The following is a 17,340-nucleotide window of genomic DNA, read 5'->3' as shown; positions in this document are numbered from 1 at the left end:
GGCGTACGGTCGACACGTGCTGTGGGTGACGGGGGTCCTCGGTGTGGCGCTGTTCGCCGCCTTCCTGCTCAGCGAGCGCCAGGCGCGCCGCGATCGTGAGGACCTCATGCGTCCCGGGCTCCCGGTGCTCCGCCCGTACCGGCGGCACGGTGTGGGGCACCTTGGTGAGGCGCCGGTGGGGACGCACCACCGCCTCGGTGGCCGGGGCCGCAGCTAGGGTCCGCGTCAGATCTCGTCGTCGACGTACGACGGCCGCGCGACGCGCAGCCCGGCGAGGGTCAGCGGCACGGAGGTCAGCATCAGCAGCACGATGACCAGCGACCAGCCGTCGGTGGCGTCGTGGAGCAGGCCGACGAGGAAGGGGCCGATCGCGGCGAGCGCGTAGCCGACCGGCTGCACGAACCCCGACAGCTGGGCGGTGACCGACGGGTGGCGGGTGCGGGCGGTGATCAACGAGATCGCCGTCGGGAAGGCGAGCCCCGAGAACCCCAGCAGCAGGGCCCACAGCCACGGGACCGTGGCCGGTGCGACCAGCAGGCCGGCGTACCCCAGGGCGAGCATGACGCCGAAGGACACCATCCACGCGTGCAGCCCGCTGGTGCGCGCGATGACGGTCGGCATCGCCAGCGCGCCGACGACGCCGACACCCGACAGCAGCGCCTGCATGGCCCCGGCGCTCGAGGCGGAGAGTCCGGCGTCGCGGAAGATCTGCGGGAGCCAGCCGAACTGGACGTAGGCGTGCATCGACTGCACGCCGAAGAGGACCGTGAGCGCGACCGCCGTCGGGGAGTGGACCATCCGTCCGCTCGGCGGTGGCTCGCCGGCGACGCTGTGCTCGGACGGAGCGCGTCGCTCGTGCAGCGCGAGCCACGCCCACAGGGGCAGCGCCAGCGCGACGAGCAGTCCCCACATGCCGAGGCCGTGCTGCCAGGAGCCCGTCGCCTCGGTGACGGGGGCCGTGACGAGGGGGCCGATCGACCCGCCCACCACCAGGCCGGTGCCGTAGATCGTCATCAGCACGACGGCGTGGCCGTGCGCCTTGATCCACGCCGGGACCAGCACGTTGCCGACGGCCATTCCGGCCAGGGCGACCACGGTGAGGACGAGGAACAGGGGCACGCTTCCAGTGGTGACTCGCAGCAGCAGGCCGGCGGCTGCGGCAGTGAGCCCGATGGTGATGCCGGCGGTCATCCCGACCTTGCGCGCGAAGCCGACGGCGAGGGCGCCGACGAGGCCGAAGCAGAGGCCGGGCAGGCCGGTCATCGCGCCGGCCACGCCGCCGCTCATGCCGAGGCCCCGGCGCACCTCCTCCAGCACCGGTCCGAGCGACGAGGCGCCGGGTCGCAGGTTGACCGAGACGAGGACGACGGCGGCGACGAGGATGCCGAACGGGATCGCAGCGGCGCGGGTGCTGCGGGGTGGAGCATCAGCGTCGGACACGTGCACCGACTCTAGGCAGCACCAGCACCGCGCCCAGGACGAGGGTCGCCACGACCACGAAGGCCGTCGCCGTGCCCTGGCCGCTCGCCTGGCGCAGGACCATCCCGCCGACCAGGGCGCCCAGCCACACCACCACGCCGGAGCTGACCGCGGCCGGCGGCCGGCGCGTCAGCGCGAGCACCGCCCACGCGAGCAGGGTGCCCACGAGGAAGGGCCACGCCGTGGTCCACCAGCCGCCCGCGGTCAGGGCCCCGTAGTGGCTCAGCCGGCCGACCACCGCGAAGACGCCGACGAGCAGGAGGTCCACCACGAGCCACATGCTCCCGACCCTAGGCGTGGTTAGAGTCGCGACATGAAGTCGACCGTCCACTGGGGCGTCGCGCACGGCCTGCCGACGCTGCTGCTGCGCCGGGCCGCCGACCGCGGTGACCTGCAGGCGCGGCTGATCCGGGTCGGGGCCCTCGGCACCGACGAGGTCTTCGAGCTGATCGAGGAGATCCGGTCCCGCGGCCCGCTCTACCGCTCGCGGATCGGCTACGTCGCCACCAGCCACGCCGCCGTACGCCAGCTGCTCACCAGCGACGACTTCCGCTCCGGCTTCCCCACCAACGAGGGGCCGCTCGGCCGGATCGCCCGCTGGTCGGCGCCGACGACCCTCCACCCGGTCGAGCCGCCGTCGCTGCTCGTGACCGAGCCCCCCGACCACACGCGCTACCGCAAGCTCGTCACCCGGGTCTTCACGATGCGGGCGGTCGAGAAGCTGCGTGAGCGCACCGAGGAGATCGCGGCCGACCTGCTCGACGAGCTGGAGCCGCGGGCCACGAGCACGGTCGACCTCGTCGAGACCTACTGCGCGCGGCTGCCGGTCACGGTGATCGCGGAGGTCCTCGGGGTGCCCGAGGAGGAGCGCGGCCGGGTGCTCGACTTCGGCTCGGCGGCGGCGCCCAGCCTCGACCTCGGCCTCGGTCTGCGGCGCTACCGCGCGGTGTCGCGGGCTCTCGCCCAGTTCGACACCTGGCTCGGGCAGCACCTCGACAACCTGCGCCGCGAGCCGGGCGACAACCTGCTCAGCCAGCTCGTCGCCGTCCGCGACGAGGGGCAGGGTCTCAGCGAGTCCGAGCTCAAGGCGACGGCCGGGCTGGTCCTCGCCGCCGGCTTCGAGACCACCGTCAACCTGCTCGGCAACGGCATCGCCCTCCTGCACGACCACCCCGACGAGCGGGCCCGCGTGGTGGCCGACCCCTCGCTGTGGACCAATGTCGTCGAGGAGGCGCTGCGGCTCGACCCACCGGTGCTGCTCACCGGCCGGATGGCGATCCGCGACACCGAGCTCGCCGGGCAGCCCGTGCAGGCCGGGTGGATGGTGACCGCGATCCTCGGCGGCGCCAACCGTGACCCGGAGGTCTTCCCCGACCCGCTGCGCTTCGACGTCGGCCGCGCCAACGCCCGCGACCACATCGCCTTCTCGGCCGGACGCCACCACTGCCTCGGGGCCCAGCTCGCGAGGATGGAGGGCGAGGTGGGGCTGCGCGCGATCTGGGACCGGTTCCCCGAGCTGCGCCTGCAGCCCGGCGCCCGCCGCCGCGAGACCCGCATCCTGCGCGGCTTCGAGACGCTCCCGGCCGTCCTGCGCCCCTGACGGTCCTCCAGCGGGTACGGTCCCCCGGTGCCGAACCGGGGAGCAGCGCGCCTGCTCGTGCTGCTGCTCGCGACCACCCTGCTGGCCGTGGCCGACCCTGCCACTGCGGACGACTCCGGGCCGCGACCGGTGCTCAACGTCGACTTCCCCGACCCGGCCGTCGTCGACACCCCCACCGGCCTGGTGGCCTACTCCACCGGTGACCGCGTCCCGCACGCGTGGTCGCGGAACCCCGACGGCCCGTGGCGACGGGGTGCCGGCCTGCTCACGCACCGCCCGTCGTGGTCGCGCGAGGGCGGGGTCTGGGCGGTCGACGTGGCGCGGGTGCGCGGTCGCTGGCTGCTCTACTACGCCACGCCCGTGCGCGGGATGGGCGAGCACGGGCGCTGCATCGGGGTCGCCCGGGCCGACGCGGCGCGCGGTCCCTTCCGCCCGGTGGGGCGCGCTCCGCTCGTCTGCCCGTCCTACGCCCGGACACCGGTGGCCCAGGACCCGCTGCTCCCGCGGGACCCGACCCTGCCGCGCGCCGGGGTGATCGACCCGACGTGGTTCCGCGACGCCGACGGGTCGTCGTACCTGCTCTACAAGACCGACCGCGTCCCCTCGACGATCCGGATCGTGCCCCTGGCGCCCGACGGCCAGGCGGTGCTGGGCGGCGCGACCAGCGTCGAGCTGGTGCGGTCGGCCGGCGTGCTGGAGAACCCGGTCCTCACGCAGCGTCCCGAGGGCTACGTGATGCTGGCCTCCGAGGGCGACTGGACGCGCTGCGGCTACCGCACCCGCTGGATGCGCTCGACGTCGCTGCTCGACTGGTCGGCCGCCGAGGTCGGGATGCTCCTGGACAAGGACAGGACCGGGGTGTGCGGCCCAGGAGGCGCGGACCTCGTCGAGGGACGCGACGGCCGGACCCTGGTCTTCCTCCACGGCTGGACCTGCCGCGGCACGACCGATCCCTGCGCCGGGACGGGCAAGTGGGACCACAAGCCGCGGCAGCGGGGGAGGCGGGCGTTGTACGCCGCCACGCTGGGCTGGGTCGGCGGGCTGCCGGCGGTCACGGGCTGGCTGCGGCCCCGGTGATCAGTCGAACCACGTCCGGTCCATCGACACGATCCACCGCCGGCGCGGGTGCTCGGTGAGCGACCAGATCCGGTCGGTGGAGGGCCAGTAGCTGAGGTCCTCCGGACCCATCGGCAGCGCCCACCTCTTCTCCCGCATCGCGCCCGGCTGGCCGGTGAAGACGGTGCCGGGCATCCACGGTCCGTGCGAGACCGTCACGTGGTAGCGCCCACCCGCGATGACAGCGCCCTGCATCTGCCGCACGCCGCCCTCGTCGATCGCGAGCGGCCGCGAGAAGCCGTCGTCGCCGGACGCGAGCTGCCAGGTCTGCGGGTCCAGCGGGTAGCGGGCCAGCCGGGTGGTCGCGTCGGGGTCGACGGCGTACTCCCCGGCGACCAGCGCCGGTGGGTCGGAGCGCCGGTCGAGGGACATGAAGGAGTAGCGCAGCTTCTCGTGGCCCTCGTCGGCGTGGGCCTGGTAGGTGAAGCGCACCGGCAGCACGTAGCGGTGGCCGAACGAGTAGAGCGTCGATCCCTCGAGGCCGAACCTCTCCGGGTGGTCGTCGTCGCCGGGGACCCGCATGATGTCGTCGACGCGGGCCGTCACGAAGCCGCGGCTGGTGGCCGCGATGTGGAGGTAGGGCCCCGCCCAGACGATGCCGCCGGCGTGGATGCTCATCGGCTTCAGCGTCAGGTTGCCGGCCTTGTCGAAGACCGGCGAGACGAGCAGGACGTGGCGGTACCTCCCCGAGTCGAGGTCGACGAAGCTCACCCGCGACCCGCGCTTGATGCCGTCCTTGCCCGTCGAGTACCAGGTCGTCACCACCACCCTGCGCCCGTCGCCGGCACGGGTGAGGAAGGCCTCGGTGTCGGAGGCGTCCGCGCTCGTGGAGATGCCCTGGGGGTACCAGAGCTCGTCGCGCTCGTCGTAGGCGTCCCATCGGTAGGCCTCGCGCACCGCGCGCCCGAGCAGCCGGGGCACCACCCGCGCCGGGCGCACGGCGTACTTCAGGTCGCCGAGGAGCCCGTCGAGCCCCGTCGGCTCTCCCAGCACCGCCGCCAGCGCGGCGATCTCGCGCACGTTCTCGTCCGTGCGCTGCAGGTGCACCCCCTCCACGTACGGCGACTCCGAGGCGGTGCTCATGCCAGCGACCATAGCCACACCGGCCAGGGGGCAGAATCACCCCCGTGAGGGCGATCTTCTTCGACGAGGACGACGCGCAGGCGGTCGTGGCGCGGTTGCGGGCCGACGGGTTCGAGGCGCGCGTCGAGCGGGAGCGGTTGTCGGGGGAGGACGACGACGAGGACCACCCGTGGGCGGTCGTGAGCGACGCGCCGGCCTTCATGCTGGAGGTGCTCGTCGACACCCATGACGGATGGCTCGACGAGGGGGAGGAGCAGCCCCCGCCGACGCCTCCGCTCGACCTGCCGACCGCACCCAGGCGGGTGAAGCGCCCCGATCTAGGCTGATCCCATGTCCGACCGCCGCATCCTGCTCGTGCACGCCCACCCCGACGACGAGTGCATCAACAACGGCGCCACCATGGCGCGCTACGTCGACGAGGGCGCGGCGGTCACGCTGGTCACCTGCACCGCCGGCGAGATGGGCGAGGTGCTCGTCCCCGACCTCGCCCACCTGGCGTACGACGAGAAGGGCGGGCTCGGCGAGCACCGCCGTGGCGAGCTGGTCGAGGCGATGCAGGTCCTCGGCGTCACCGACCACCGCTTCCTGGGCGGCTTCGGGCGCTTCCACGACTCCGGGATGGCCTGGCACGAGGAGGGCCACGCGATCCCGGCCGAGACGATCCCCGACAGCGCCTTCTGGCACGCCGACCTCAACGAGGCCGCCGACGAGCTGGTGAAGGTGATCCGCGAGGTCCGTCCGCAGGTGCTGGTCACCTACGACCAGTTCGGCGGCTACGGCCACCCCGACCACATCCAGGCGCACCGCGTGGCGATGTACGCCGCCCAGCTGGCGGCAGCGCCGTCGTACAAGCTCGACCTCGGCGAGCCGCACGACATCGCGAAGATCTACTGGACGGCGATGAGCGAGTCGCGGATGCGCGACAGCCTGCGCGCGCTGCGGGAGGCCGGCGACACCGAGACCTTCGCCGGGCTGGACCCCGACGGCAAGCTGCCGCCCTTCGTCACCCCGGACGAGCTGATCAGCGCCCGCGTCGACGGGACGGCCACGGTGCAGCGCAAGATGGACGCGCTGGCCAAGCACGAGACCCAGGTCAAGTCCGACGGTGACTTCTTCGTCGGCGCCGAGAGCGGGCACTCGTGGTGGGCCGAGGAGTTCTACCGCCTGGTCAAGGGCACCCCGGGGCCCGCGGACGCCGACGGGTTCGAGGACGACCTCTTCGCTGGCCTGTGAGGTCGCTCCCGGCGCTCGTCGTCGGAGTGGTGTCCGGGGCAGCCGGCACGGTGCTGCACCAGCAGTGGTGGGGGCTGGGGCTCGCCCTCGGCACCGCCCTGGTGGTGCTCGCCTGGCTGCCGCCGGGCCTCGTGCGGCTGGCCTTCGCGATCGGCTGGTGCGTGCCTGTCCTGCGCGGTGCGCTGGGGCGTCCGGCGGGCGGCTTCCTGATCTCCTCGGACGCGCCGGGGTGGTCGTTCATCGGCGGGTCGCTCGTCCTGCTGGTCGCCGCGCTGGCGACCGTTGCGTCGCGTCGGGGGCGCGCCGGGGATCAGGGAGTTCGGGGATCTCTTACCTAGACTCGCCGCGTGGCAAAGGACCCCAGCAGCACTGACGGACAGCCTCGCGAGAAGACGGGCGCCTCCGTCGTCGCGTGGTTGCTGGTCGGTCTCGTGGTGCTCTTCGGCGGGCTCTACGTCGCCGCGCACTACGTCGCCGGCGACAAGGTCCCGCGCAACACGACGGTCTCCGGCGTCCGCATCGGCGGGCACCCCCAGGGCGAGGCCGCGCAACGGCTCGAGGCCGGGCTCGCCGACAAGGTCGCGCGTGACATCGCCACCACCATCGACGGCACGCCGGTCGCGATCGACCCGGCCGAGATGGGCCTCCAGGTCGACTACGAGGCCTCGGTGGCCGAGGCCGGCGGCGAGGAGAGCTGGGACCCGGTGCGGCTCTGGAACTACTTCACCGGGGGCGACGCGCACGAGGCCGAGGTGACGGTCGACAGCGCCGTCTACAACGCCTACCTGACCGGGCTCGACGAGCAGCACGGCGCCGCGGCCCGCGACGGGGCGGTCGCGTTCGAGGGCGAGCAGATCGTCACGACGAAGGCGCGGACCGGCAGGGCCCTCGACCCGAGCGACACCCTCACCGCGCTGCGCGCCGCCTTCCTCGAGGACGCCCCTGCGGAGGTCGCGCTGACCACTGCGGACGTCGTGCCCGCCATCGACCAGGGTGACGTGCAGGAGGCGCTCGACTCCTTCGCCTCACCGGCCGTCGCGGCTCCCGTGACCCTCAGGTTCGAGGGTTCGGACGTCAAGGTCTTCCCGGCCGACTACACCGCGGCCCTCAGCCTCGTGCCCACCGACGGCGAGCTCGTGCCCACCCTCGACCCGGCGAAGCTGACCGAGGTCGTCGGTGCGCGGGTGACCCAGGGCGCCCCCGTCGACGCCACCGTCGCGCTCGTCGACGGCCGGCCGCAGGTCGTCCCGGCCAAGCCGGGCGTGACGTTCGACCCGGCCGAGCTCGAGGCGGGTTTCCTCGCCACGGTCGCCAAGCCTCAGGGCGAGCGGACGCTCGCGCTCTCCGCCAAGGTCGCCGAGCCCGAGTTCACCACCCAGGACGCCAAGGCCCTCCAGATCACCGAGCAGGTGTCGAGCTTCTCCACCTACTTCCCCTACGCGGAGTACCGCAACGTCAACCTCGGCCGCGCTGCGGAGATCATCGACGGCACCGTGCTCAAGCCGGGCGAGACCTTCTCCCTCAACGACATCGTCGGGGAGCGCACCGTGGAGAACGGCTTCACCAAGGGCTACATCATCAACGACGGCATCCTCGTCCAGGACCTCGGCGGCGGCGTCTCCCAGATGGCCACCACCTTGTTCAACGCGATGTTCTTCGCCGGGCTCGAGGACGTCGAGCACAAGCCGCACTCGTTCTACATCGACCGCTACCCGATCGGTCGCGAGGCGACGGTCGCGTGGGGCTCGGTCGACCTCCGCTTCCGCAACGACACCCCCTACGGCGTGCTGGTCGACACCATGGTCGTCCCCTCCACGCCGACGTCGTCGGGGCAGGTCACGGTGACCATGTACTCCACGAAGTACTGGGACATCACCACCACCACGGGCGAGCGCTACAACCTGACCAAGCACAAGACGCGGCGCATCGACTCCCTCAAGTGCCACGCCAACGAAGGCTTCGGCGGCTTCGACATCGACGTGGTCCGCTACTTCACCCCGGTCAACGGCAACGACGAGACCCGCGACGACGAGGTCTTCCACACGACCTACATCCCCAGCGACACCGTCATCTGCACCAACCCCGACGCCGTCGACGAGTAGCCCTACGGCGTGAGCCGGTGCAGGTCCCGCGGGAAGAGGGTGACCTCGCGGACGTTGGCCGCCTCGACCAGCCGGCCCACCCAGCGCTCCAGCCCGATGGCGAAGCCGCCGTGCGGCGGCATGCCGTGGCGGAAGGCCTGCAGGTAGGACTCGTACGCCGCCGGGTCCTCGCCGCGCGCGCGGATCGCGGCGTCGTACGCCGACGCACGGTGCAGGCGCTGCCCGCCCGTCACGAGCTCCATCCCGCGGAAAAGCAGGTCGAAGCTGTTGGACCAGCCCGACGAACCCGGTGGTCGAGGAGGCGCGCCAGCGCCGTCACGAGACCAGGCGTGCGTGTAGAAGGGTCGCTTGGCCATCGGGTAGCCCTCGACGGCGAGCAGGTCGGAGCCGTGCTCCGCCAGCGCCCACGCCCCGAGGGCGCGCTCGTGCTCGGGTGCGAGGTCGTGCTCGTCGGGCGGCGCGCCCACGAGGGCGAGCGCGTCGGCGAAGTGGATCACCGGGATCTCCTCCGGCACGACCGGCAGCCGCGCCCCGGTGCGCGCGACCGCGGTCTCGCAGGAGGCCACGGCGGCGACCATCCCGGCGAGCACCTCGCGCAGGACGGCCAGCACGTCGCGGTGGTCGCGGACGAAGCCGAGCTCGACGTCGAGCGAGCGGTACTCAGCGAGGTGCCGGACGGTGTCGTGGGGCTCGGCGCGGAAGACCGGGCCGACCTCGTAGACCCGCTCGAGGACGCCGACCAGCTGCTGCTTGTAGAACTGCGGGCTCTGGGCCAGGTAGGCCGGCCGGCCGAAGTAGTCGACCGCGAAGAGGTCGGCCCCCGACTCGGTCGCCGACTCCACGAGCTTCGGTGTCGCCACTTCGGTGAAGCCCAGCGCGTCGAGCGTGGTGCGGAAGCCGCGGAGCGAGGCGGCTGCGAGCTCCCACCGGGCCCGCTGGGCCGGGTGGCGCCACAGCACGGGCGCGTGGTCGAGCAGCGTCGGCAGCGAGACGTCCAGCCCCGGGCGCCACAGCTCGGCCGGTGGGGTGGCGGCGTCCTCGGTCAGCGCCTCGACGGTCGCGTCGGTCACCTCGACGCCACCCGGTGCCTGAGCGTTGGCGGTGGCCGTGCCGGTGACCCGCACGGTCGTCTCCTCGGGCGGCACCACAGTGCCGGCCGGCAGCACCACCTGGCCCAGCCCGCTGCGGTCGCGCAGCACGAGGAAGGTGACCCGGGACAGCTCGCGGCGCCGGTGCACCCAGCCCTCGAGCGTGACCTCGGTGCCGGGCGTCGTGGTGGTCAGGTCCGTGCAGAGCGTTCTCATGATGTCCTCCAGGTAGGGGGCCCTGGAGGTGTGGGCGGTGGGCTGGGTCGCGGTGCCACCACACCTTTGCCGAACGGAGTGGTCCGGCCTCTCGTCGGTGACGTCGTACGCACGGACGTCCGCTGCTCTGCCCCGCGCGGTGCGGGTGCAGGGGGTGTGTCAGGCCCCACGGTCGTCGGCACCCATCGTGGAGGGTCGCGGCTGCGCGGACAACCGAGTTTCGGGCCGTAGGCTCCGCCCATGCTCGTGCACCTGCGACTCACCGTCCCGACGGCGCTGAGCGAGGAGGTCGTGGCCCTGCTGGAGGACCACCAGCGGTCGGCCAACCTGACGGTCACCGTCGGCGCGTGCCGGTCGCCGGCGGGGGACCTGGTCGAGTGCGACGTGGCTCGCGAGCTGGTCGGCGAGCTGCTCGCCCGCCTCAAGGACCTGGGCCTCGACGAGGTGGGCGGCATCGTCGTCACGACACCCACCGCGACGCCGTTCGCCGCGGCCCGGCGCCTGGAGCGCTCCGCGCCGGGCGATCCCGACGACGCGGTGATCTGGGAGTCGGTGATCGAGCAGGGCTACGCCGCGAGCCGGCCCACGGTCTCCTTCCACGTCTTCCTGGTGCTCGCCACGCTGCTCGCTGCCATCGCGGTCGTCACCGACTCCTCGGTCCTGGTGATCGGGGCCATGGTGGTCGGGCCCGAGTTCACGACGGTGGCCGCCATCGCCACAGGTCTGGTGTTCGGGCACGCCGGGCTCACCGTGCGGGCGTTGCGCCTGCTCGTGCTCAGCTTCGTGCTCGCCATCGCGACGGTGGCCCTGCTCAGCCTGCTCGCCGCGGCGACCGGGCTGGTGACCACCGACATGGTGACGCGCCCGCGCCCCCAGACCGGGTTCATCTGGCACCCCGACCGCTGGTCGTTCATCGTGGCGCTGATCGCCGGTGCGGCCGGCGTCCTCGCCCTGACCACGGCCCGGGCCAACGCCATGGTGGGCGTGTTCATCTCGGTGACCACGGTCCCCGCGGCCGGCAACCTGGCCGTCGCGCTCGGCACCTGGGCGCCGTCGGAGGTCCGTGGGTCGTTGGCCCAGCTCGGCCTCAACGTCGCCGGGATGCTCGTCGCGGGCGTGGTCGTGCTTGTCCTGCAGCGCCTGCTGTGGAACCGCGTCCTGAAGGCGTCGCAGCGCCTCTTCAGTCGCCCCTGAAGGTGAGGTAGCGGTTGGTGTGGTGGGTCACGAAGCCGTGCTTCTCGTAGAGGGCGACCGCGCCTGCGTTGTCCGTCTCGACGTGCAGCAGCGCCGTGGTCGCGCCGCGCGACGCGCCCCAGTCGAGCACCTCCCCGAGCACGGCCGTGGCCAGCCCACGCCGCCGACGGGCCGGCTCGACGACGAGGCCCTCGACGAGCAGCCAGTCGCCGGAGAGCACGCCGCGCCCGGTCGCGGCGCCTGCATGGAGGCGCACGGTCACGGCGGTCGGCGACTCCTCGAGCTCGACGGGCGCGTCGGGGGCGGAGCGGCGTACGGACCGGAGCGCGCGGGCCACCGACGCCAGCTGCGCGTGGGCGTCGCCGTCCCCGCGCGAGGTGAAGCCCAGCGGCGCGAGCCTCTCCTCCACCTGCGACCCGCGCTGCACCTGGATGTACGCCGGCTGCTCGCGCGCGGCGTAGAACTCGCGCACCCGCCAGACGGCGTCGCCCCAGCCGATGCCCGGATCGTCCATCGCGAGCGCGGAGTTGCCTCGGCGCCGCAGCCGTCCTCCGTGCGGAGGGGAGGCGCGCAGCACCCAGTCGCCCAGTGGCTCGGTCTCGAGCGAGGTCCACAAGGCCCCGATGCGCAGCTCCACCTCGCGCGCGGGGACGCGCGCCCGCACGGACGCGCGCGGCGGCACCGGCTTGCCGGTCACCACGTCGGCCAGCGCGACCACGACGGGTCCGTGGCCGTCGCGATCGATGGTGAGCGAGTCCGCGCCCCACGCCGTACACGTGCCCAGGACGTCGCTCGCGCGGCCGTCGGGAAGCAGGTGCCGGACCACGATCCGCTGCCCGACCAGGTGGGGTCCGAGCGTGTGGCTGCCCACGGTGTGGGGTTCTGACGGATCAGGCACTCCCGGATACTAGAGTGAAGCGACACCTTCCCCCATCCGTGCCCCACCCGTGTTCAGGAGGACCTGGTGACCTACGTCATCGCCCAGCCGTGCGTCGACCTCAAGGACCGCGCGTGCGTCGACGAGTGCCCCGTCGACTGCATCTACGAGGGCAAGCGGATGCTCTACATCCACCCCGACGAGTGCGTCGACTGCGGTGCCTGCGAGCCGGTCTGCCCGGTCGAGGCGATCTTCTACGAGGACGACACCCCGGAGGAGTGGAAGGGCTACTACGACGCCAACGTCCACTTCTTCGACGACCTCGGCTCGCCGGGTGGCGCCGCCAAGATGGGTGTCATCGACAAGGACCACGAGCTCGTCGCAGCGCTGCCCCCGCAGGAGCACGACGAGTGATGCTGCAGCCGGTCTCCGGCCGGCTCCCGGACTTTCCCTGGGACAAGCTCACGACCCACGCCGCGACGGCGCGCGCGCACCCCGACGGGGTCTGCGACCTGTCGATCGGCACCCCGGTCGACCCGACGCCCGCCGTCGTGCAGGAGGCGCTGCGGGCCGCGGCCGACTCGCCGGGCTACCCGACGACGATCGGCCTCGAGGCCACCCGCCAGGCGGCGATCGACTGGCTGGCGCGCCGCCACGGCGTGACCGGCCTCGGCCTGGACGGCGTGCTGCCGGTCATCGGCTCCAAGGAGCTGATCGGCTCGATGGCCGTCCACCTCGGCATCGGCGCCGGTGACCTCATCGGCTACCCGGCCCTGGCCTACCCGACCTACGAGGTCGGCGCGGCGCTGGCCGGCGCGGAGAGCCTCGCCACCGACTCGCTGACCTCGTTCGGCCCCCGCACGCCCGAGCTGCTGTGGATCAACAGCCCGGCCAACCCCAGCGGCCGGGTGCTGCCGCTCGACCACCTGCGCAAGGTCGTCGACTGGTCACGCGAGCGCGGCACGATCCTGGTCTCCGACGAGTGCTACATCGAGTGCGCGTGGGAGGGTGAGCGGCCGCTGTCGATCCTCGACCCGCAGGTCAACGGCGGCTCCCTCGACGGCCTCCTCGCCGTCCACTCGCTCTCCAAGCGCTCCAACCTCGCCGGCTACCGCTGCGCCTTCGTGGCCGGCGACCCGGCCCTGGTGGGCGAGCTGCTGGCGGTCCGCAAGAACCTCGGCCTCCAGATGCCCGGCCCGCAGCAGCGCGCGATGATCGCGGCCCTCGACGACGACGCCCACGTGGACGCGCAGCACGCGCTCTACGCCGCGCGCCGGGCGAAGCTGAAGGAGGCCCTTCTGGTCGCCGGCTTCACCATCGACCACTCCGAGGCCTCGCTCTACCTCTGGGCGACGCGGGACGAGGACTGCTGGAGGACCGTCGGCGACCTCGCGGAGAAGGGCATCCTTGTCGCGCCGGGTGAGTTCTACGGCGTCGCCGGCCGGCAGCACGTGCGCGTGGCCTTCACTGCGACGGACGAGCGCATCGACGTCGCGGTCGCCCGCCTCGCGGGCTGAGACGACCCTCAGTCGAAGACGTCGACGTGGACGTGGTCGCGGTGCTCGAGGATCGCCCGGTCGCCGCGTGAGGACGACGGCACCCGGTAGTCGGTCCACCCGTCGTCCGAGCGGGAGCCCGCGTGCCAGATGCGGTCGTCGAAGATCAGCGTCTTGATGTCGAGGCGGTCGGCGTTGGCGACGAGGTAGGTGGCCAGCGCCCAGCCCCGCTGCGTGTTCTCCGCGCTGATCGGACGGAAGAAGACGTCGATCGCGCGCCCCTCGTAGTGAGCCGATCCCTCCATGTGCCCGCTCGAGACCCCCTGCGGCTCGAACCCGCCGAGCGACAGCGTGCCGAAGCGCTCCTCGAGGTCCCGGCGTACGACGGTGGCGCGCGCGACGAGGCCGGTCTCGTCGAGGTCGTCGGAGGCCTCGTCGGCGTCGCCCGGCACGTCGCACCACATCGCGCGCGCCGAGTTGCCGGTGAGGGCGGAGGCGAGGGCGCGGCCGTCCTCCTCGTGGTCGGCGTACGCCTCCGGGTAGGCCGAGCGCTGCACCGCCTGCGCGGCCTCGGTGATCTCCATCTCGCGGTAGCCGTCGATCCTGGCCAGGGCGTCGTAGAACGCGTTGGTGGCGTAGACCGGGTCGAGCAGCTGCTCGACGGTGCCCCAGCCCTGCGACGGGCGCTGCTGGAACAGGCCGACGGAGTCGCGGTCGCCGAACTCGATGTTGTAGAGCTTCGACTCCTGGAAGGCCGTGGCCAGGGCGATGCTCGCCGCGCGCGCCGGCATGCCGCGCTTGATCGAGACGGCCGCGATGAGGGCCGCGTTCTCGGCCTGCTCGAGGTCGATCTCGACGGTGTGGCCCCCGACCTCGGCGGTGCAGCCGCTGGTGTCGAGGATGGCGGGGACGCCGCCGCGGTCCACGAGCACGACAGCGGTGGCCACCGCGCCGATGGCCACCACGACTGCGACGGCGGCCGTCCTCAGGGACGGCATCGCTAGTTGGCGTGCAGGGCCGCGTTGAGGGCGATGCCCTCGCCCTTCCACGGCACGCCCTCGATGGCGCCGCTGACCGAGTTGCGGCGGAACAGCACGTTGTCGACCCCCGACAGGGTGGCGGCCTTCACCACCTGCGGCTTGCCGTCCATGTCCTTGACCGTCACCTTGGTGCCGGCCGTGACGTAGCACCCGGCCTCGACGACGCAGTCGTCGCCGAGCGAGATGCCGATGCCGGCGTTGGCGCCGATGAGGCAGCGCTCGCCGACCGAGATGGTCTCCTTGCCGCCGCCGGACAGGGTGCCCATGATCGAGGAGCCACCCCCGATGTCGGAGCCGTCGCCGACGACGACGCCGGCCGAGATCCGGCCCTCGACCATCGAGGCGCCGAGCGTGCCGGCGTTGAAGTTCACGAAGCCCTCGTGCATGACGGTCGTGCCCTCGGCCAGGTGGGCGCCGAGGCGGACGCGGTCGGCGTCGGCGATGCGTACGCCGGTGGGCAGGACGTAGTCGGTCATCCGCGGGAACTTGTCGACGCCGAAGACCTGCACGACGTGCCCGGGTACGACGGTGCGCAGCCTGGCGCGCACCTGCTCGAAGCCCTCGACGGCGCACGGGCCGGCGGAGGTCCACACGACGTTGGCGAGCAGGCCGAAGATGCCGTCGAGGTTGAGCCCGTGGGGCCGGACCAGGCGGTGCGAGAGCAGGTGGAGGCGCAGCCAGACGTCCTCGGTCGACGCCGGGGCGGCGTCGAGGTCGGCGATCTCGACCAGGCGGACCTCGCGGGTGACGCCGCGCAGGTCGTCGTGACCGCCGTCGAGGAAGGCGAGCTCCTCCGACGGGCCGCCCTCGGTCGCCCCGAGGACGGGGGAGGGGAACCAGGCGTCGAGGACGGTCTCGCCAGTGGGTCCCGAGTGGATGGTCAGCAGGCCGTAGCCGGAGGCAGCAGTCACCGGCACAGCCTACGGAAGCACCCCATCCGGCGGGGTGGTGGCCTACTGCCCGGTGCGGCCGTCCACGCACTCGCGGACGAGGTCGGCGTGCCCGCAGTGGCGGGCGTACTCCTCGATCATGTGGACGACGATGTCGCGCACCTCCGACGGCTCGCCGTGCACGTCCACGACGGTGTCGAGGTCGGTGCGCTCGAGCACGTCCCGCGCGTAGGCGATCTCGGACTGCCACAGCGCGTGGCTGGCCCGGACCAGGTCCTCGTCGGGCTCCGGGAAGTCGAAGCCGGCGTCCTCGTCCTGGAACAGCCGCGGGATGTCCATCCGGGCCTCGATCACCCGGCGGAACCAGCTCTGCTCCACCCGGGCCATGTGCCGCACCAGCCCGAGGAGGGAGATGTTGGACGGCGGCACCGCCTTGCTGCCCAGCTGCTCGGCCGACAGCCCGTCGCACTTCAGCGCCAGGGTCTGGCGGTAGTGCTCGAGGTAGCCGACCAGGCACTCCCGCTCACCCCGTGTCTGGCCCGTCTGCATCCGCGGGTCCTGGTCGTGGGGCAGCCACATGCCGTCGAAGTTCATGGTGGCCACCCAACCGCAGCCCGTCCTGCGTAGTCCACCGGGATATGGCTGCCAGATACCGCCAACGACGACCAGTTTCCGGTGGACTACCAGCCAGAAACCCGGTGGACTACCCAGGGAGGTCGAGCTTCCACTGGACTGCCCTGTGGATGACCTGCTGGAACGGCCCGCAGCGGGAATGTCCCGGTCATGTTCGAGCCCACGCCCCTTCACGTACGTCGATCGCGACTGGTGGCCCCGGTGCGCGTCGACCCCGACGGCCTGACGGGCCCGACGCGGGGGCAGGCGCGCGGGCCCGGGTGGCGGCGTACCAGCCAAGGGCTTCACGTCCCGTCCAGCGTCGAGCCGACGCCCGACCAGCGGATCGTCGAGGCAGCTGCCGTCCTCCGCAAGGATGAGGCGGTGACCGGCTGGGCCGCGCTGCGATGGCTCGGAGGCGCGTGGTTCGACGGCCTGGACGGGTACGCCGAGCTGCTCGACGTCCCACTGCTTGCGCGGCGAGATCGGGCCGCACCGCCGGGCGCCACGATCAGCCAGGAGTTCCTCCATCCCCACCAGATCGTGGTGGTCGACACCGTGCCGGTGACGCTCGAGGTCTGCTCGGTGGTCCGTGAGATGCGCTGTGCCGCCACTCTGGGCGACGCGGTGGCTGCGCTCGACATGGCCTGCTACTCCGACCTCGTCTCCATCGCCGAGGTCGCGGCACACGTCGCATCTCTCGGTCCGGTGACCGGGATCCAGCGAGCCCGCGACGCACTCCTGCTGGCGGACGAGAACTCGTGGTCGCCCCGCGAGACGAAGATGCGAGGCGTGTGGAGGAGAGCGGGGATCAGCCGACTGCTGTGCAACCGCCCGGTCTTCACGCTGGACGGGCGTCATGTCGGGACGCCTGACCTCATCCAACCCGATCTCGGCCTCATCGGGCAGTACAACGGGTCCGACCACATCACCCTCGTGGGCACGGCGACCGACGTGAAGAAGGACGCCGCGTTCCGTGATCACGGGCTCGAGACGGTCACGATGCTCGTCACCGACTGGAGCGACCTCGACGACTTCACGGCGCGTTTGTCGGCAGCTGCGGGTAGGGCCGCTCGCGCCTCAGTAGCACGTACGTGGACCCTCGAGCAGCCCGCATGGTGGAGTCCGACCCACACCGTCGAGCTGCGTCGCGCCTTGAACGACGACCAGCGGTCGCGGTTCCTGCGCTACCGCCGTACCGCGTGACCGGGGTGAGCGTTCTGTCGGCTGCCGGGGTACTCCACCGGGTTCTGGCTGCTGGATCGCCTCGCTGACGACCCTTTGCCGGTGGACTACCCGCACGAACCCGGTGGA

General features: G+C 72.5%; 19 protein-coding genes. 11 read left to right on the top strand and 8 right to left on the bottom strand.

Translation table 11 applies throughout. The features are described 5' to 3' along the window. Nucleotides 1-16: 16 nt before the first annotated feature. The gene (locus ACS3YM_RS12860; protein WP_439936822.1) at nucleotides 17-217 is read left to right on the top strand and encodes a hypothetical protein; all 201 of its coding nucleotides are present in this window, start codon (nucleotides 17-19) and stop codon (nucleotides 215-217) included. Between the two features lie 8 nt (nucleotides 218-225). Here ACS3YM_RS12860 and ACS3YM_RS12855 read toward each other — a convergent pair whose 3' ends face one another. Further along, on the bottom strand, nucleotides 226-1,440 hold the full coding sequence (locus ACS3YM_RS12855) for an MFS transporter (RefSeq protein WP_439936821.1): 1,215 nt from the start codon (nucleotides 1,438-1,440) through the stop codon (nucleotides 226-228). Continuing rightward, nucleotides 1,427-1,759: a DUF3054 domain-containing protein gene (locus tag ACS3YM_RS12850; RefSeq protein WP_439936820.1), complete on the bottom strand. Its 333-nt coding sequence runs from the start codon at nucleotides 1,757-1,759 to the stop codon at nucleotides 1,427-1,429. Before ACS3YM_RS12850 ends, ACS3YM_RS12855 begins: the two co-directional genes overlap by 14 nt. 33 nt (nucleotides 1,760-1,792) lie before the next feature. Here ACS3YM_RS12850 and ACS3YM_RS12845 point away from each other — a divergent pair, with 33 nt between their 5' ends. Further along, the gene (locus ACS3YM_RS12845; RefSeq protein ID WP_439936819.1) at nucleotides 1,793-3,079 is read left to right on the top strand and encodes a cytochrome P450; all 1,287 of its coding nucleotides are present in this window, start codon (nucleotides 1,793-1,795) and stop codon (nucleotides 3,077-3,079) included. Nucleotides 3,080-3,106: 27 nt separating this feature from the next. Then, nucleotides 3,107-4,156, top strand: a complete 1,050-nt coding sequence (locus tag ACS3YM_RS12840) for a family 43 glycosylhydrolase (protein ID WP_439936818.1) — start codon at nucleotides 3,107-3,109, stop codon at nucleotides 4,154-4,156. Here ACS3YM_RS12840 and ACS3YM_RS12835 read toward each other — a convergent pair whose 3' ends face one another. Beyond that, nucleotides 4,157-5,278: a hypothetical protein gene (locus ACS3YM_RS12835; protein WP_439936817.1), complete on the bottom strand. Its 1,122-nt coding sequence runs from the start codon at nucleotides 5,276-5,278 to the stop codon at nucleotides 4,157-4,159. It lies immediately after the preceding gene. A 44-nt stretch (nucleotides 5,279-5,322) separates the two neighbouring features. Between ACS3YM_RS12835 and ACS3YM_RS12830 the strand changes: the two genes are divergently transcribed. Genes ACS3YM_RS12830 through ACS3YM_RS12815 form a run of 4 tightly spaced genes read left to right on the top strand, consistent with a single transcriptional unit; the run spans nucleotide 5,323 to nucleotide 8,613 of the window. Continuing rightward, the gene (locus ACS3YM_RS12830; RefSeq protein ID WP_439936816.1) at nucleotides 5,323-5,604 is read left to right on the top strand and encodes a hypothetical protein; all 282 of its coding nucleotides are present in this window, start codon (nucleotides 5,323-5,325) and stop codon (nucleotides 5,602-5,604) included. Nucleotides 5,605-5,608: 4 nt separating this feature from the next. Beyond that, complete coding sequence (gene mshB, locus ACS3YM_RS12825) at nucleotides 5,609-6,511, top strand: N-acetyl-1-D-myo-inositol-2-amino-2-deoxy-alpha-D-glucopyranoside deacetylase (protein ID WP_439936815.1); 903 nt, start codon at nucleotides 5,609-5,611, stop codon at nucleotides 6,509-6,511. Further along, nucleotides 6,508-6,849: a hypothetical protein gene (locus tag ACS3YM_RS12820; protein ID WP_439936814.1), complete on the top strand. Its 342-nt coding sequence runs from the start codon at nucleotides 6,508-6,510 to the stop codon at nucleotides 6,847-6,849. The genes mshB and ACS3YM_RS12820 overlap by 4 nt, the downstream gene beginning before the upstream one ends. Before the next feature lie 9 nt (nucleotides 6,850-6,858). Further along, complete coding sequence (locus ACS3YM_RS12815) at nucleotides 6,859-8,613, top strand: VanW family protein (protein ID WP_439936813.1); 1,755 nt, start codon at nucleotides 6,859-6,861, stop codon at nucleotides 8,611-8,613. A 2-nt stretch (nucleotides 8,614-8,615) separates the two neighbouring features. Here the strand turns inward: ACS3YM_RS12815 and aspS are convergent, their stop codons facing one another. After that, nucleotides 8,616-9,917, bottom strand: coding sequence for an aspartate--tRNA(Asn) ligase (aspS, locus tag ACS3YM_RS12810; protein ID WP_439936812.1), 1,302 nt, complete (start codon nucleotides 9,915-9,917; stop codon nucleotides 8,616-8,618). A 240-nt stretch (nucleotides 9,918-10,157) separates the two neighbouring features. Between aspS and ACS3YM_RS12805 the strand changes: the two genes are divergently transcribed. Beyond that, a complete protein-coding gene (locus ACS3YM_RS12805; protein ID WP_439936811.1) occupies nucleotides 10,158-11,111 on the top strand; it encodes a DUF389 domain-containing protein in 954 nt (317 codons plus the stop codon). Here the strand turns inward: ACS3YM_RS12805 and ACS3YM_RS12800 are convergent. Next, a complete protein-coding gene (locus ACS3YM_RS12800) occupies nucleotides 11,098-12,009 on the bottom strand; it encodes a GNAT family N-acetyltransferase (RefSeq protein WP_439936810.1) in 912 nt (303 codons plus the stop codon). The two genes, ACS3YM_RS12805 and ACS3YM_RS12800, sit on opposite strands and share 14 nt — an antisense overlap. 66 nt (nucleotides 12,010-12,075) lie before the next feature. Here ACS3YM_RS12800 and fdxA point away from each other — a divergent pair, with 66 nt between their 5' ends. Then, nucleotides 12,076-12,402, top strand: a complete 327-nt coding sequence (gene fdxA / locus ACS3YM_RS12795) for a ferredoxin (RefSeq protein WP_056604759.1) — start codon at nucleotides 12,076-12,078, stop codon at nucleotides 12,400-12,402. Then, nucleotides 12,402-13,505, top strand: a complete 1,104-nt coding sequence (dapC, locus tag ACS3YM_RS12790) for a succinyldiaminopimelate transaminase (protein ID WP_439936809.1) — start codon at nucleotides 12,402-12,404, stop codon at nucleotides 13,503-13,505. The genes fdxA and dapC overlap by 1 nt, the downstream gene beginning before the upstream one ends. A gap of 8 nt (nucleotides 13,506-13,513) precedes the next feature. Here the strand turns inward: dapC and ACS3YM_RS12785 are convergent, their stop codons facing one another. The 3 genes from ACS3YM_RS12785 to ACS3YM_RS12775 are packed head-to-tail and all read right to left on the bottom strand — an operon-like array spanning nucleotide 13,514 to nucleotide 16,008. After that, complete coding sequence (locus tag ACS3YM_RS12785) at nucleotides 13,514-14,482, bottom strand: hypothetical protein (RefSeq protein ID WP_439936808.1); 969 nt, start codon at nucleotides 14,480-14,482, stop codon at nucleotides 13,514-13,516. 2 nt (nucleotides 14,483-14,484) lie between these two features. Beyond that, a complete protein-coding gene (dapD, locus tag ACS3YM_RS12780; RefSeq protein WP_439936807.1) occupies nucleotides 14,485-15,435 on the bottom strand; it encodes a 2,3,4,5-tetrahydropyridine-2,6-dicarboxylate N-succinyltransferase in 951 nt (316 codons plus the stop codon). Between the two features lie 42 nt (nucleotides 15,436-15,477). Beyond that, nucleotides 15,478-16,008, bottom strand: coding sequence for a DinB family protein (locus ACS3YM_RS12775; RefSeq protein ID WP_439936806.1), 531 nt, complete (start codon nucleotides 16,006-16,008; stop codon nucleotides 15,478-15,480). Nucleotides 16,009-16,197: 189 nt separating this feature from the next. Between ACS3YM_RS12775 and ACS3YM_RS12770 the strand changes: the two genes are divergently transcribed. Next, nucleotides 16,198-17,232, top strand: a complete 1,035-nt coding sequence (locus ACS3YM_RS12770; RefSeq protein WP_439936805.1) for a hypothetical protein — start codon at nucleotides 16,198-16,200, stop codon at nucleotides 17,230-17,232. Nucleotides 17,233-17,340: the final 108 nt, after the last annotated feature.

Source organism: Nocardioides sp. N13(2025), from assembly GCF_051912545.1.
Classification (GTDB): domain Bacteria; phylum Actinomycetota; class Actinomycetes; order Propionibacteriales; family Nocardioidaceae; genus Nocardioides.
The sequence above is the reverse complement of the archived record's forward strand: the minus strand, read 5'-3'. Positions and strand labels throughout refer to the sequence as shown.